Source organism: Pedobacter polysacchareus (assembly GCF_019802255.1).
Lineage (GTDB): Bacteria > Bacteroidota > Bacteroidia > Sphingobacteriales > Sphingobacteriaceae > Pedobacter > Pedobacter polysacchareus.
This window is the reverse complement of the sequence record NZ_JAHYSS010000001.1, coordinates 477114-491686: the sequence shown is the minus strand read 5'-3', so window position 1 is coordinate 491686 and position 14573 is coordinate 477114. Positions and strand designations below refer to the sequence as shown.

Sequence of the window (14573 nt, the reverse complement as noted above, 5' to 3'; positions counted from 1 at the left end):
GGCAAAGTAAAGCAAATTATCTGGCAAAATCCTTCACTACTTTCTCAATTACCGCAGCGGTTTCGTCAGGGAACTGGAACTGGTGTTCCTGAGGGTTCTGCACCCAGTTCTTGATGATGGGCAGCCAGTTCTTATTACTTGCCCAGATTACAGGGAGGCCGAATTTCTTCAATGCGAAGGCATTACACTGCTGTTCGTACTGAAATTTCATCGGGGCTACCAGCAGCTTTTTTCCCAGGAATAGTGCTTCTGCAGGGCCTTCAAAGCCCCCACCGGTAAACAATCCTTCGCAGGAGGCCAGGCTTGTATTGAACAGCTCGTTATTGATCGGACAGACTTCTACGTTGCCATCGATATAGCTGAGTCTGGTGTGTTTAGAAAACACCTGCCATTTCACCTGGGGAATCTGCTTAAGAATAGGCACCAGGTATTTATCGTCGATTGCAGGCAGGTAAACCGTATAATGGCCAAGATTACTGACCTTCATATTGCGGATTTCCGAACGGATGACCGGGGTATAAATAAAATCGTCGTATCGTTCAAAATGGAAACCTACATAATGCGTGGCTGGTGCATAATACTTCATTACCAGCTGTGCCCAGTCTATACTAATGGGTTTTGGTACTTTTCTGGATTGAAAAGAGGCCTGGTGACTTAAGCCTACGCTTTCCACTCCCTGCATGCGGCAAGCCCATGCTGTTACCGGCTCAAAATCATTCAGGATCAGGTTGTAATCTTTTAAGGGAATGGTCTTCATGTCTTTCACAAAACGTGGAAGGTTCATCGTTTTCCAGGTTTCATAGTGGTTTACGCCCCCTTTTTTCCCAAAAACAAAACTGAATCCATGAAGCTGGTACTTGACTTTCTGTACCAATTGAACATCTGCCTGGGTACCGCTGATCAGTAAATCTACGTCTCCATATTGCTGCAATAGTGGAACGATTTCCCTTGCTCTGCTAATATGTCCGTTTCCTGTACCCTGAATAGCGTATAGTATTTTCATCCGCACCGAATATCTACAATTTTTACGCTTTAGACAATTTCTAATTTAATCTTTTGCAGCAGCACATTGATATCCAGTTTGCTGTGAAGGTCTTCGCTATCGGACAATTCGCCCTCTTCGAGTTCTTCTTTTTCAAAGTCTTTAGGGTCATATTTGAAAATCTTCCATGCTTTATCCTGGTATTCCAGGGCGGTCAGGTTTTCCACCCAATCTCCACTGTTTAAGTACAATACTTCACCGGATTCATTGGCAATGGTTCTCATTTCAGGTTGGTGGATGTGTCCGCAGACTACATATTGATAGCCGTTTTCGATGGCGAGATCTGCGGCTGTATTTTCAAAGCTATTGATGAATTTAACAGCATCTTTAAAGGCTGCTTTAATTTTTTTGGAGAAGCTCATTTTCTCTTTTCCGAAAAGTCCGAGGAACCAATTGGCAAGGCTGTTGATGAGAATGAGGGAATCGTAACCGACAGCACCTAATTTTGCCAGCCATTTGGAATGCTGCATGGTCACATCGAAAATATCGCCATGAAAGAACCATGCTTTTTTACCGTCCAGCTCTAGAACCAGCTTATTTTGGAGGTGGAAAGCACCCATGTGTATGTCGGCAAACTTGCGCAGCAGCTCATCATGGTTGCCGGTCAGGTAATATACCGGAACGCCTTCTACCACAAATTTCATGAGCTTACGCAACACCTTCATGTGTGTTTCCGGCCAGTAGCGCTTGCTAAATTGCCAGATGTCAATGATATCACCATTGAGGATAATCTGATTGGGCTTGATACTTTTCAGGTATTTTAAGAGTTCTTTGGCGTGGCAGCCATAGGTTCCAAGGTGAATGTCGGAGATGACTACGATATCCACTGCTCTTTTAGACATCATCTTCCTCCAGCCAGAGTTCGTAAGGGCTGAAAAAGAAAGCGAGCCCAACGACTAAACAAATGATCAATAACAATTCCTGCATCATGTTTAACAGTTTATGATACAAAACTGCAATACTAAGATAAACAACAGGTTAAGAAATCGTTATTTATTAAGCAAGTTGTATTTCATGTGATCTGGTTAGGATTCTAAAAATGATAAAGCCACATAAATTCGGGACATAAAGCAGGGGTAAAAAAATCCTGTTATACGAGAAAGGCCTGAGGTTTTTCAACTCCAGGCCTTTCTATTTATTTCAAAAGCGTTAGGCTGCTTTTTTCTTTTTATTTTCCGAGTAGAAGGCAAAACCTAAACCTGCAATCAATAAGATCGAACCTACTAAGGAGATGTTTTCGCCCATATAGTAAGAAACCGGCTCAAACTTAAATTCTACTTTATGATTTCCTGCTTCCAGCTGTGCCGCACGAAGTACGTAATCTGCTCTGAAGTAAGGTTTTTTAACGCCATCCACATACATATTCCATCCTTTATCGTAATAGATTTCGGAGAACACAGCGATTACATCTCTTGGTGCGCTGTAAGAATATACCAGGTGATCCGGGTGGTAGCTATCCAATTTAATGAAAGCGGAAGGGTCTACACCCAGGCGTTTAGTATCGATTAAATGTTTGTATTGTACATCTACAATCGCTTCTTTCTTAGGATCGAAGCTGCTGATTGCTTTCATTTCTTCATCGGCATCTTTGGCAAACTGCACATTCTGAACGATCCAGGCGTTCCCTGCGGCTGTCGGATTGCGCTGCATTTTATAAGAGCCATTTTTTGGATCCTGAGTGATGATATATTTCGTGTTCAACATATCCAGCACATCCTGATTCACGCTTTTAGAAAGCTGGCTATCAATCAGTTCCTGGTAACGTTTCAGTTTAGCGGCATGGTAACCACCGATAGTTTTATGGAATTGAGAAGCACTCGCATCAGAGAATGTAGAGATCGACAGATCCAGCACCCTATAGTTAGGATCTTTATCCGACATGATGAATGTATCTACATCACGAGGCTGGAAATGGTTGTTTAAATCGCTTTTACTGGCGAAGTTGCTGTTGTTTAAATAACGGCGATCTACCTGCCAAAGGTCTGTTAAGGTTACTAGACCAAGGATAATGATGGCAGTTTGTGCGTTCAGTTTTTTATTGATGAATGCCCATACCAGTGCATAACCAATGGCGATGAACACTAAAGAACGCAAGGCATCTGCGCGTGCGATATCTGCACGATCGCTGATTAGGGCATTGGTAATACTTTGTGCTACACCGCTGTTATTGTCCAGCATCTGCGTCAATGCCTGCAGCATTTGAGGATGCATAGAAGAGGTGAAGCTAAAGAAAGCGGTAGGCATAATGGCTACCAGTAAGCTAAGACCACCAGTAATTCCCGCAGCGATTGTTAATTTTTGAGTTAGTTTTTTCGGGTCGTAGCTACTTTCTTGTGCTTCTTTGATCGCTAGAACGGCCAATATTGGCACCATTAATCCAACTAGAGCCAGAATAGATTCTACTGCTCTGAACTTGTTGTACATTGGGAAATATTCAAAGAACAAGTCGGATACGAAAGGTGCATTTTTACCGAAAGAAAGGAGCATAAATAGCACTGTAGTACCTACGATCCACCATTTTAATCTGCTTCTCACGATTAGAAGACCGAAAACGAATAGGAAACATACGATGGCACCGAAATAATAAGGGCCAGAAGTACCTGGTTTTTCACCCCAGTATTGCTGTAAACCGATTTGTCCGGCCAATTGCTGAATCGCCTGGGTAGGATCTCCACCGGTTACCGCTTGTAATGCTTTATAGGTGTGACTTTCTGGTTTCACGATATGATCGATGCTCGTTGCACCACCATAAAGATTAGGAATCAGGAAGGTTAAGCTTTCGCCTACACCCTGGCTCCATCCATACGCGTACTCTTTTGACAAGCCGTTTTTCTCTTCTGACCTATCGGTAGTGATGTTAGATTTTCCTCGGTTAGACTCTAAACCATATTCATAAGTAGTCCAGAGTTTACCAGCATTTACCATTAAAGAGACTAGTAGTGCCAGTCCTAAGAAAGTCATTGACTTTCCAAAGGCAGCTAATTTCTTTTCTTTTACAGCATGATAAACTTCGATACCGATGAAAATCAATAGCGCAATCATCAGATAATAAGTCATCTGGATGTGGTTGGCTCTGATTTCCAGCGCCAGGAATAAAGCGGTTAAACTTCCTCCCAGCCAATATTTACCCCTTAGGGTGAGGATAACGCCGGCAATAATCGGGGCAATAAACGCAATGGCTAATGCTTTATTGCTGTGTCCGGCGGCGATAATAATAAAGTTATAGGAGGTAAAGGCGAATGCGATTGCGCCAGCTGCGGCGAGCCATGGGTTTACCCGAAGCACGCAAAACAGCAGGTATGCACCTACCAGGTACAGCAATACTGCATCTACAGGGTCAGGGAAAACTGCTTTAATTGTAGAGATCACATAAGTTCCTACGTTCATTGGGTGCTGCACCCAAATCTGATATGCAGGCATACCGCCAAACATTTGATTCGTCCAAAGAGGGCCTTTGCCATCTTTAGCCTTGTAATCCATAATTTCTTTAGCAGTAGCTTTTGCCTGGATGACGTCACTTTGTGCAGGGGCTTTTCCTTGCATAACAGGACTGAAATAGACAAAACAGATGATCACAAAAAATCCAATGATGGCCAGGTGGATGCCATTCGCTTTTAACCAATTATTCATTAAGGTTTGTTTAAGATTAAACTAACCCCAAAAATATAAAATTGATACAGATTAGGAAGGAAATTTATCGATTAGCCTAAAATAGTTTATTTCACTTCTTCGTAATCTACGAAATCTCCGAGTTTATCTGTTTTACCACCTTTAGTTTGCGGTGGCATATAATCGATGGTAATCGCGCCCTCCGGCTTGCTGTCTTGCTGTCTGGCCTGGCCTTGAGCTTGTCTGGCTTGGTTTTCAGCCTGGCGCTGAACCTTGCTAAACATACTTTTCAATACCATAGGAAATACCAGGCGCAAAATTAAGCGCAGGAGATACAGTACTAAAAAGGTGACTACAATAAATTTTAAAAATGCCATTGTGTTAAATTAATGTTTACAAATATAGACGGAATTGGGATTTCATTATTACAAAATTCCGTAGATTATTGCTTTTTCATTACAATAAGGGCTTAATCTTCTACGATTTCCGCTACACGGCCTACCTGTCCATCTTCCAAACGCACTTTTATTCCTCTAGAATGGAAGGCGGATGAAGTGAGCAGATTGGCTACGATTCCTCTTGTTAATTTCCCTGTTCTCTGGTCCTTTTTAAGGATAATCTCTACTTCCAATCCTGGATATACGTCTTTTCTATTTTTTCCGTCCATTGTTATTTTAAATGATCAGCGGTTGCTGATTTACTAAATCTTTCTTCAAATACTTTTTCCATGGCAAACATCTCATCACGAAGCCTTGCAGCCATGAGGAAGTCCATTTCTTTGGCCGCTTTGGCCATATCTTTACGCGTTTTATCAATTGATTTCTGCATTTCCGCTTTGCTCATAAACTGAACAATCGGATCTGCGGCCATACTCACTTCGTCTACTTCCACATAGGCTTTCGCTCTGGTCGCATTTCCGGAGAAGTCCAGTACGGAGGTTTGCTCCAGGATCGCTTCTCTGCTTTTGCCGACAGTTTTTGGCGTGATGCCGTGTTCCAGGTTGTAGGCAATTTGTCGGTCGCGGCGTCTGTTGGTTTCACTGATCGTTCTTTCCATAGAGTCCGTGATGCGATCTGCATACATGATTACCCTACCTCTGTCGTTACGTGCCGCCCTTCCAATGGTTTGGATTAATGCACGATCAGAGCGCAAGAAACCTTCTTTATCCGCATCTAAGATCGCCACTAAAGAGACTTCCGGTAAGTCCAGTCCTTCTCTTAATAAGTTGATCCCGATCAATACGTCGAATTCTCCGAGACGAAGACCACGAAGGATCTCTACCCTCTCCAAAGTTTTCACTTCGGAATGGATGTAGCGACATTTGATATTTAGGCGGTCCATATATTTGGTGAGTTCCTCTGCCATTCTTTTGGTCAGTGTGGTCACCAGCACCCTATCGCCCATTTTAATGGTTTTATCGATCTCGTCGAGCAGATCATCCACCTGGTTCACTGCCGGTTTCACCTGAATCAGTGGGTCTAATAATCCGGTGGGACGAATGACCTGTTCAATCACAACTCCTTCCGTTTTCTGCAATTCATAATCAGCAGGGGTCGCACTTACATAGATCGTTTGAGGTGCAAGATTTTCAAATTCATCAAAATTAAGCGGCCTGTTGTCCAATGCGGATGGCAGGCGGAAACCATATTCTACCAGCGACATCTTACGGGACCTATCGCCGCCGTACATCGCGCGAATTTGAGGAACCGTCACATGGCTTTCATCGATTACCATCAAGTAATCATCCGCGAAGTAATCCAGCAAACAGAAGGGTCTCATTCCTGGAGAACGTCCGTCAAAGAATCTCGAATAATTCTCAATTCCTGAACAATAACCGAGTTCTTTCATCATTTCTATGTCGAATGTGACTCTTTCTTCCAGCCTTTTTGCTTCTAACAGATGGCCATCATTGATTAATTGTGTTTTGCGGACTTCCAGTTCTTCCTGAATTCCCCAGATGGAAGAGGTGAAGCGGTCTTTTGGCGTCACGAAAAGATTGGCGGGATAAACGGCCATATCTTCCATTTTATCCAATGTTTTTCCGGTTACCGGATCAATCAGGCTTAGCTCTTCAATGTCGTCACCGAAAAAGGAAACGCGGTAAGCTTCATCCAGGTAAGCAGGAAAAATATCTACAGTATCCCCTTTTACGCGGAAGGTACCCCTTTTAAATTCAGTGGTTGTTCTGGCATACAAGATTTCCACCAGGCTGTGTAAAAAGCTGTTTCTGGAAATTCTGGTGCCCACAGAGAATCGGAATACCGATCTGGAGAAGTCTTCTGGATTTCCCATACCATAAATGCAGGAAATAGAGGAAACGACGATCACGTCTCTACGTCCGGACATTAAAGCCGAGGTGGTCCGTAATCTAAGTTTTTCTATTTCTTCATTAATGCTCAGGTCTTTTTCTATATAGGTATTTGTGCTGGGCATAAATGCCTCAGGCTGGTAATAATCGTAATAGGACACGAAGTAATTGACGGCATTTTCCGGAAAGAACTGTTTAAATTCTCCGTAAAGCTGTGCGGCCAGTGTTTTATTATGACTTAAAATCAACGTTGGCTTTTGAGTTTGCTCGATCACATTGGCAATAGTAAAGGTTTTACCCGATCCTGTTACGCCCAAAAGTGTCTGATAATTTTCTTCGTTATTCACTCCATCTACCAATTGCTTTATGGCATTGGGTTGGTCTCCTGTTGGCTTATAGTCTGATACGAGCTGAAACTTCATGTGCAGATTTCCTTATTTATCTTGATGTTGAGTTCGAAAGATGTAAAGATAAGGAATTATTTGCTTGGATAAGGGAAGCGATCGCTATTCCGGTGGAGATTGACCCTTGCTCAGGCAGCCTGAATCACGCGTCAAACTTTTATTTTAAGACATTAAAGCACAGCAGCATAACTCATAAAAAACACAACTGCGCGTCAAACAATTTGGAGTTTAAAGTGTATAAGTAAGGTTAAAAGGTATTTGCCTGCTGCGGATTCCTGATGACCAGAATCCAGGTGATAAATTATATTTAAAATTGCACCCTATGAAGCTTCAGGTTTATGCCCCATTGATCAGCCCCCGCATCAAATACATTTTCAATTTCATGTTTACCGGGGTTTTAGGACTGGATCTGGAATACCCGAAAAGTTTAGCGGAATTTACCCAGGCGGAGGGCCCTAAACTTTCTTATGGGAAGCATCCCATTCCAAACAGCTTGTTTTTTAAGAGTGCAGGTTTATTGACTGACCGCTCCATCAGGCGCCAAAAGATTAACACCACTCTATTTGGAGAAAACCAGGTTCCATTTGCCGTAGAAGGCAGCACTTTACCATTTGACCCTTTTTCTGCTGCCTTTTATTTCCTGAGCAGATATGAAGAATACCTGCCCTTTGACGACCGGAAAGACCAGGGTTATCGGGCGCGTTTAAGTTTGCAGTATAAACTTGGACTTTTAGAAATCCCGGTCATTGATGAATGGGCGATCATTTTAAAAAACATCTTACATCAGCACTTTCCAACACTAAAATTCCCAAGAAGGAATTTTAGCTTTAAGGTTGCTTATTCGTTGAACCCGGAACATCAATCGCTGGTCAGGCCACTGAAAAAGGCTTTTAGCTTCATTAATCATAAAATAAAAGAGCAGTTTGGTGGAAAAATAAAAGAAGAACAGATGACTAAAATCCGTCAATTGATTAAAAAGATGGAGAAAGACGGCCATGCTGCTCCGCCAGAATTTCTATTGCCAAATACACAGCGGCGTGTCAATTGGCAGGAGAAACTGAACCTGCCGAAGAGCTACATCCAACTTTCCGCCAAAAATGTAGCCCAGGATTACAGCATGTATTATTCCGATACACCAGGTTTTAGAGCAGGCACCTGCAGTCCGTTTTTCTGGTATGACTTACAAATGGAGAAACAGTCTCAATTGAAAATATTTCCTTTTGCCGTAAGTTTCGCCGGAATTGCCCGCGGAAAGAAAACTAATAAAGACCCTATGCTGTTACTAGATGAACTGATTGATCATGTGAAATTTGTAGATGGCAGTTTTTACAGCCTTTGGCAACACAAAATAATCGCCCTTGCGTAATTGATAGTTTTTTGATACTTGCTGATCGCTATTGATTGTTTTTAATTTTCATTGTATCTTTTCATGCGGAGCCGTTTTTCAAATTTTGCTCCTCATTTTGAGTTCTTTTTCATGTTCCTACTTGTTTATTCTCCTAATTTTAATTCCCAGTCCGATGATTTTTAACCTAGACAAAACCGACTCCATTGCTAACGTTTTCCTTGCCGAACTTCGTGATGAAAACATTCAGAAAGACACCATGCGTTTCCGTAAAAATATGGAGCGGATGGGTGAGTTTTTCGCTTATGAAATCAGCAAGACACTGGAGTATGAGCGAAAGGAAACACAAACACCGCTTGGGATGGCAAAAACTGCCTGCCTGGTGGAACAGCCTGTATTAGCGACCATTTTGAGGGCAGGAATCCCCCTGCATCAAGGTTTATTGAATGTTTTTGACCAGGCAGAATCTGCTTTTATCACTGCTTACCGGAAAGTTCATAAAAATGGTAATTTTATAGTGGAGGTAGAGAATATCTATTCGCCGGATCTGAACGACAAAGTAGTGATTATAGCAGATCCAATGCTGGCGACAGGCCTGAGTATGGTGCTTTGCTGTAAAGAATTGTTGAACCGATACCGCATTAAAGAGCTGCATATTGTATGCGCCATCGCCAGTACAGAAGGCATCAACCACCTGAGGGCCAACCTACCTAAGGCAAAATTATGGTTTGGTGCTATTGATGAAGAAATGACCAGTAAGTCTTATATTGTACCTGGATTAGGCGACGCAGGAGATCTTGCTTACGGCGTAAAACATTAATCAGCCATGTCCAGCGCACCATGACCAGCTTCAAAAGACCCCTCATTAAGCTACAGCTCTCTTTATTTGATAAAATAATTGAAGGGATTGGCCTTTTTCTGCTGATGAGTCTATGGTTATGTGTGTATTTTCAATATGCGGGATTGCCGGAATACCTCCCTCTCCACTTTAATTTTTCAGGAGCGGCGGATAGTTTTGGGCACCGTTCAGACATTTATAGTCTGCCGATGGTGGCCACCGCTCTTTATATTTTACTGACGACAGTCAACAATTTCCCTCATTATTTCAATTATTTAACGCCCATTACCCCAGAAAATGCGCATCGGCAGTACACCATAGCGACAAAATTACTTAGATACTTAAAAGTTCTGGTTGTTGTTATCTTTGCAATACTCATCAGCATTACCATACATTATTGATGATGAGTATAACTGAACAGCAGCATGATTAAACATATTTTCTTCGATTTAGACCATACGATTTGGGATTTTGATAAAAATGCAGAGGAAACATTGATGGAATTGTACCATCACTATGAACTTGCGGCATTAGGACTGGCTTCCCCGGAAGCCTTCATTGCAACTTACACTGAGAACAACCATTTATTATGGGCAGAATATCATTTAGGGAAGATCACCAAAGAAACCCTAAGATCTGAACGTTTCAGCAAAACTTTTACACAGCTGGGTGTCTCACCAGAGTTGATTCCTCTGCAGTTTGAAGACGACTATGTACGTTTAACCCCTATTAGAACCAACTTATTTGAAGGTTCGAAAAAGGTGTTGACCTATTTGAAGGAGAAGTACACGCTACATATCATTTCTAATGGGTTTAAAGAGAGTACCCTGACGAAAATGGACAAATCCGGTTTAAATCCATACTTTTCAAATGTGATCATTTCTGAAGATGTGGGGGTGAATAAACCCGACAAAGCCATATTTGAATATGCATTGGCAAAGGCGAAAGCGACAAAACCGGAAAGCATCATGATTGGCGACAGTCTGGAGGCCGATATTCGGGGAGCACAGGATTTCGGAATTCAGGCGATCTTTTTTAATCCACTACACAAGGAAAAGCCGCAGGATGTGGCCTGGCAGATTAATCACCTGGAAGAATTGTTAAATCATTTTTAATTGCTTATTCTTATCAGAGCAAGCCTTAAACCCTATCCTTCAAACCCTATGAAAAAACTACTCATTCTCTTTGTGCTGTTCTTGCAGAGCAGCTTTATTTTTGCACAAAATACGCGCAGTACTTCCGAGTTATTCATAGAAATTCCAGAACGGGGAAATTACGTCGTTTATGTAGATGATGAATTTGCCGGATCTTCAAAAGGAAGGTTCCGTTTTTATGAAATCCGCAATAACGCACCTACGGTGGTCGTAATGAAAGACAATGCTGAGGTCTTCCGCAGACGGATCAATTTACCGATGAATGCCCGCTTACTGGCCGGTTACACCAGTCGTGGGGGTTGGAGGAACATCAGCACCTTAAATTTATACGACCGTGGTCAGTATGCATTAGACAACTGGGACCGAGCAATTTTTAGTGACCGACCTGGGCCTGGGCAAATAGATGACAGGCCTGAAATCATGAATGCTGATGAATTCAAGCAATTGCTGTCTATGATCAACAAGGAAACCTGGGCTGATGCTCAGGTAAAATTGATAAAAATAGCTTTGAAGAGTTCATGGATAACTTCAGACCAGGCTTATGAGCTGGTGAGGGTATTAAAGTTTGGCGGAGACCAATTGGCATTGGCAAAATATATTTACCCTTTCATTTCGGATAAAAGGAATGCCATGAAAATCGGCAATTTATTCCGCTTCCCTACCGATAAATCAGCCTTCATTGACTTTATGGCTAAACAAAATTAGAGCAAATGAGTACTGGCAAAGACTATAAAAAGATCCAGCAAATCGTACTGGCTTATCAAAATAAACTCAATGAGCTGGAAGAAGATCGTTTTCTCGAAATGCCTCCTATTGGCGGCTGGTCCTACAGTGAAGTATATTTTCACATTTTTGACTCCAGTATCCTTTCTTTAAAGCAATTGACGGGTGCCGTTACCGGTCAGGGTGAGCAAAAGCCTACTGCTTTTATTGTAAAACTGATTCTATTTATGGGTAGTCTTCCTCCGGGAAGAAAGTATAAAGCACCGAAAAGACTGGCGGAAAGACTGAAAAAAATCAGCAAAACAGAGGCTGTGGCTTTAATGGACGACTTTGTTAAACAATTGGAAAAAGGCACGTTACTACTTCCAAATGCCGATAAAGACTTAAAAATGCCGCACCCCAGGTTCGGTTATCTCAATGCATTTCAGTGGCTGCGCTTTATAAGAATTCACCTGAACCACCATTTGCAACAATTACATAGGATTGATCAAAGCTACCTACGATAACCCAACAAATTTCACATCTTTGCCTATCTTTTATCGCTATTAGAAGGTTAATAAATGTATAACTTATGAAAAGGATCCTTTATATCAGTTGTTTTGTTCTGGCACTTTCTGCCTGTAACAGCGAACCTAAGCAAAGTCAGAATGTAGTCACTCCTACTCCTGGCGGCCTACCTTCGGCTAGCCCAACCATGGCAAGCGGAGAAAAACCAGCAAACAATCCGGCACATGGACAACCTTTTCATGACTGTGCGCTTCCAGTTGGAGCCCCATTGAATGCCAGCACGGCAGCACCGGCTCCAAGTACAGGAACAGCGACTTCGGCTCCTGTTGCTGTGCCACAAACGGCCGCACCTGCAGCGACTGCTCCAAGTACGCCTGTAAACCAGAAAGAAGCAAAATTAAACCCGGCTCATGGCCTTCCTGGTCATGATTGTGCGATCCCTGTTGGTGCACCCTTAAGTTAATTTTAGCAAGAACAGGCAAGCATGAAAATCCCAAGTATTCCTGGTTTTGACCAGGGAGCGATAGAGAAATACGCAAAAAATGCAGGCTGGCTGATGATTGCCCGTGTGGGCAGCATGGGCATAAAAATAGTAGCCAGCATAGCTGTCGGCAATTATTTAGGGCCAGAAGTATTTGGAGTTTACAATTACCCACTTGCATTTATTACATTTTTCATTGCCGCAGCGGCTTTGGGATTAGACGGTTTTGTAACCAGGGAGCTCCTGCGTTTCCCAGAAAAGAAAAACGAATTACTCGGCACAGCTTTTACCCTGAAACTTATTGGCGGTATCGCTGTGCTCCCATTGATTTATCTTGCTTATCATTTTGCGGTAGACATGACCACTGTAGACGCGCCATTGTCTTATATTATGGTGGTCGGTTTTACTGGGATTGTTCAGGCATTTAATATTATTGACAGTTATTTTCAGTCCAGGGCCCAGGGGAAATTTATAATGGCTGTGCAGGTGATGGGAAACCTCTTATCTGCAGGCTTCAAATTGCTATTGATTGTACTGGGCATGAGCCTGAATTGGTTTATCGCCGCCTTACTGTTTGATGTGATTGCATTGGCGCTTGGTTATGTATATATATACCAAAAGGAAGGAGGATCTATATTTGAATGGAAGTTTGAAAGTCCTCTAGCACGTTTTCTACTAAAACATTCCTGGCCAATGGCCTTTTCGGCCATCCTGATTTCTATCTACATGAAGATAGATACGCTGATGATTCAGGGATATTTAGGTTCTGCACAGCAAGGAATCTATGCCACAGTAGCCCAGTTTTCTGAAGCCTGGTACTTTATCCCCGTAGCCATTGTAACGGCCGTTTTTCCAGCCATTATGAATGCGAAAAGAGATGACCCGGAAAGGTATCAGCGAAGAATGCAGAACATGTACGATTTAATGGTCTGGATCAGCCTCAGCATTGCACTTTTCATGACCTTTGCTTCTCCTCTTATCTACAGAATATTGTATACTCCTGACTACTGGCCGGCAGCGCATGTATTGTCAGTACATATCTGGGCAGGGGTTTTTACTTTCCTGGGTACTGCCAGCGGACAATTCCTCATTGCAGAAGGTTATACCAAACTTTCCATGCTTCGCACTGGCGCTGGAGCGATCATCAACATTGTTTTAAACATCCTTTGGATTCCAGAATATGGAATTATGGGTGCCGCGGTGGCGACATTAATTGCTTATGCGAGTTCCAATTTCATGATTTTATTCATTCCAAAAACAAGGCAGCAAGGCATCATGATGCTCAAATCTTTATTCCTCATCACGCTGTTTGAAAAGGTCAAAAACAAGCCTTCTGGAGTTAAATAAGCTTATAGAAATTATCTGATCCAATAATTATACGGATATATTAGCTTTTTGCGTTTAACATTTTAACTTTGACACTCAAATGACCTGCATCCTAACATGGAGCTGCAGGATATAAATTTAAGCCATACAGGTGAACCGACACATGATTTCATGACCGTTACATCTTACAAAAAACACATATTATACAGATGAATTCCTTAAGAAAGGTAGTAAGATCAATCGTATTAAAACCAAAAAACATATTGGACCTCATGCAGTTGAAGTCCAAAATCAAGAAATCGTCCGGTCCTTTGAACATCATTATCGGTTCAGAAAACACCGATTATGAAAATTGGTTGCCGACCAATATTGAGAGTTTAAATTTATTAGAAAAGAGTTCTTTTGAAAACTTGCTGGGAGAAAAGAAAGCCTCAAAATTTCTTGCTGAACATGTATTTGAGCACATCAGCTATGCAGATGCCCTGATCGCTTTAAAAAACTGTTATGCATTTATGGAGAAAGGCGGCAGCATCAGGATCGCTGTTCCAGATGGGTTTCACCCTAATCCAGCTTATATTGAACAGGTAAAACCTGGTGGACATGGAGAAGGTTCCCATGACCATAAGTTGTTATATGACTATAAAAAACTAAGCAAAGTACTGGAAGACGCAGGTTTCCGAGTGAAACTTTTAGAATATTATGATGAGCAGCAGCAGTTTCATTTTGTAGACTGGAAAAGCGAAGATGGCCATATTCTAAGGTCCAGAAGGTTCGATAAGCGCTTTAATGAGCCTCTAGGTTATTCTTCACTGATTATTGACGGTATAAAAGACTAA

At 42.1% G+C, this 14573-nt stretch carries 15 protein-coding genes; 9 read left to right on the top strand and 6 right to left on the bottom strand.

All coding sequences use genetic code 11. The features are described 5' to 3' along the window. Positions 1-16 precede the first annotated feature (16 nt). The 6 genes from K7X70_RS02085 to uvrB form a co-directional block, all read right to left on the bottom strand. Entirely contained in the window at positions 17-1003 is a 987-nt protein-coding gene (locus tag K7X70_RS02085) for a glycosyltransferase family protein (RefSeq protein WP_222535499.1), read from the bottom strand. A gap of 29 nt (positions 1004-1032) precedes the next feature. After that, complete coding sequence (locus tag K7X70_RS02080) at positions 1033-1884, bottom strand: UDP-2,3-diacylglucosamine diphosphatase (protein WP_222535845.1); 852 nt, start codon at positions 1882-1884, stop codon at positions 1033-1035. Between the two features lie 307 nt (positions 1885-2191). Continuing rightward, on the bottom strand, positions 2192-4672 hold the full coding sequence (locus K7X70_RS02075; protein ID WP_222535498.1) for a hypothetical protein: 2481 nt from the start codon (positions 4670-4672) through the stop codon (positions 2192-2194). A gap of 86 nt (positions 4673-4758) precedes the next feature. Beyond that, the gene (locus tag K7X70_RS02070) at positions 4759-5028 is read right to left on the bottom strand and encodes a DUF4834 family protein (protein WP_062546594.1); all 270 of its coding nucleotides are present in this window, start codon (positions 5026-5028) and stop codon (positions 4759-4761) included. A gap of 92 nt (positions 5029-5120) precedes the next feature. Further along, complete coding sequence (locus K7X70_RS02065) at positions 5121-5318, bottom strand: YwbE family protein (protein WP_222535497.1); 198 nt, start codon at positions 5316-5318, stop codon at positions 5121-5123. A gap of 2 nt (positions 5319-5320) precedes the next feature. Then, positions 5321-7381 carry an excinuclease ABC subunit UvrB gene (uvrB, locus tag K7X70_RS02060; protein ID WP_281029475.1) on the bottom strand — a complete coding sequence of 687 codons (2061 nt, stop codon included), beginning with the start codon at positions 7379-7381 and terminating at the stop codon, positions 5321-5323. Positions 7382-7685: 304 nt separating this feature from the next. On the opposite strand from uvrB, the gene K7X70_RS02055 reads away from it, so the two are divergent. From K7X70_RS02055 to K7X70_RS02015, 9 genes are all read left to right on the top strand, one after another. Next, on the top strand, positions 7686-8729 hold the full coding sequence (locus K7X70_RS02055; RefSeq protein WP_222535496.1) for a DUF7033 domain-containing protein: 1044 nt from the start codon (positions 7686-7688) through the stop codon (positions 8727-8729). A gap of 154 nt (positions 8730-8883) precedes the next feature. Continuing rightward, on the top strand, positions 8884-9528 hold the full coding sequence (gene upp, locus K7X70_RS02050; RefSeq protein ID WP_222535495.1) for a uracil phosphoribosyltransferase: 645 nt from the start codon (positions 8884-8886) through the stop codon (positions 9526-9528). A 20-nt stretch (positions 9529-9548) separates the two neighbouring features. Further along, positions 9549-9947 carry a DUF1648 domain-containing protein gene (locus K7X70_RS02045; protein WP_222535494.1) on the top strand — a complete coding sequence of 133 codons (399 nt, stop codon included), beginning with the start codon at positions 9549-9551 and terminating at the stop codon, positions 9945-9947. 24 nt (positions 9948-9971) lie between these two features. After that, positions 9972-10661, top strand: coding sequence for a YjjG family noncanonical pyrimidine nucleotidase (locus K7X70_RS02040; RefSeq protein WP_222535493.1), 690 nt, complete (start codon positions 9972-9974; stop codon positions 10659-10661). Between the two features lie 48 nt (positions 10662-10709). Then, complete coding sequence (locus tag K7X70_RS02035) at positions 10710-11405, top strand: proline and serine-rich protein 1 family protein (RefSeq protein WP_222535492.1); 696 nt, start codon at positions 10710-10712, stop codon at positions 11403-11405. A gap of 5 nt (positions 11406-11410) precedes the next feature. Continuing rightward, positions 11411-11929 (top strand): DinB family protein, encoded by a 519-nt coding sequence (locus tag K7X70_RS02030; protein WP_222535491.1) that lies wholly within the window; start codon positions 11411-11413, stop codon positions 11927-11929. A 65-nt stretch (positions 11930-11994) separates the two neighbouring features. Next, positions 11995-12393 carry a hypothetical protein gene (locus K7X70_RS02025; RefSeq protein ID WP_222535490.1) on the top strand — a complete coding sequence of 133 codons (399 nt, stop codon included), beginning with the start codon at positions 11995-11997 and terminating at the stop codon, positions 12391-12393. A 21-nt stretch (positions 12394-12414) separates the two neighbouring features. Then, complete coding sequence (locus tag K7X70_RS02020; protein WP_222535489.1) at positions 12415-13758, top strand: flippase; 1344 nt, start codon at positions 12415-12417, stop codon at positions 13756-13758. Positions 13759-14009: 251 nt separating this feature from the next. Beyond that, on the top strand, positions 14010-14573 hold the full coding sequence (locus K7X70_RS02015; protein WP_255606865.1) for a class I SAM-dependent methyltransferase: 564 nt from the start codon (positions 14010-14012) through the stop codon (positions 14571-14573).

Bases quoted from the DNA above. Each gene is read 5' to 3' on its own strand.
- K7X70_RS02085 (WP_222535499.1), bottom strand. From the start codon at position 1,003: ATGAAAATACTATACGCTATTCAGGGTACAGGAAACGGACATATTAGC.
- K7X70_RS02080 (WP_222535845.1), bottom strand. From the start codon at position 1,884: ATGTCTAAAAGAGCAGTGGATATCGTAGTCATCTCCGACATTCACCTT.
- K7X70_RS02075 (WP_222535498.1), bottom strand. From the start codon at position 4,672: ATGAATAATTGGTTAAAAGCGAATGGCATCCACCTGGCCATCATTGGA.
- K7X70_RS02070 (WP_062546594.1), bottom strand. From the start codon at position 5,028: ATGGCATTTTTAAAATTTATTGTAGTCACCTTTTTAGTACTGTATCTC.
- K7X70_RS02065 (WP_222535497.1), bottom strand. From the start codon at position 5,318: ATGGACGGAAAAAATAGAAAAGACGTATATCCAGGATTGGAAGTAGAG.
- uvrB (WP_281029475.1), bottom strand. From the start codon at position 7,381: ATGAAGTTTCAGCTCGTATCAGACTATAAGCCAACAGGAGACCAACCC.
- K7X70_RS02055 (WP_222535496.1), top strand. From the start codon at position 7,686: ATGAAGCTTCAGGTTTATGCCCCATTGATCAGCCCCCGCATCAAATAC.
- upp (WP_222535495.1), top strand. From the start codon at position 8,884: ATGATTTTTAACCTAGACAAAACCGACTCCATTGCTAACGTTTTCCTT.
- K7X70_RS02045 (WP_222535494.1), top strand. From the start codon at position 9,549: ATGACCAGCTTCAAAAGACCCCTCATTAAGCTACAGCTCTCTTTATTT.
- K7X70_RS02040 (WP_222535493.1), top strand. From the start codon at position 9,972: ATGATTAAACATATTTTCTTCGATTTAGACCATACGATTTGGGATTTT.
- K7X70_RS02035 (WP_222535492.1), top strand. From the start codon at position 10,710: ATGAAAAAACTACTCATTCTCTTTGTGCTGTTCTTGCAGAGCAGCTTT.
- K7X70_RS02030 (WP_222535491.1), top strand. From the start codon at position 11,411: ATGAGTACTGGCAAAGACTATAAAAAGATCCAGCAAATCGTACTGGCT.
- K7X70_RS02025 (WP_222535490.1), top strand. From the start codon at position 11,995: ATGAAAAGGATCCTTTATATCAGTTGTTTTGTTCTGGCACTTTCTGCC.
- K7X70_RS02020 (WP_222535489.1), top strand. From the start codon at position 12,415: ATGAAAATCCCAAGTATTCCTGGTTTTGACCAGGGAGCGATAGAGAAA.
- K7X70_RS02015 (WP_255606865.1), top strand. From the start codon at position 14,010: ATGCAGTTGAAGTCCAAAATCAAGAAATCGTCCGGTCCTTTGAACATC.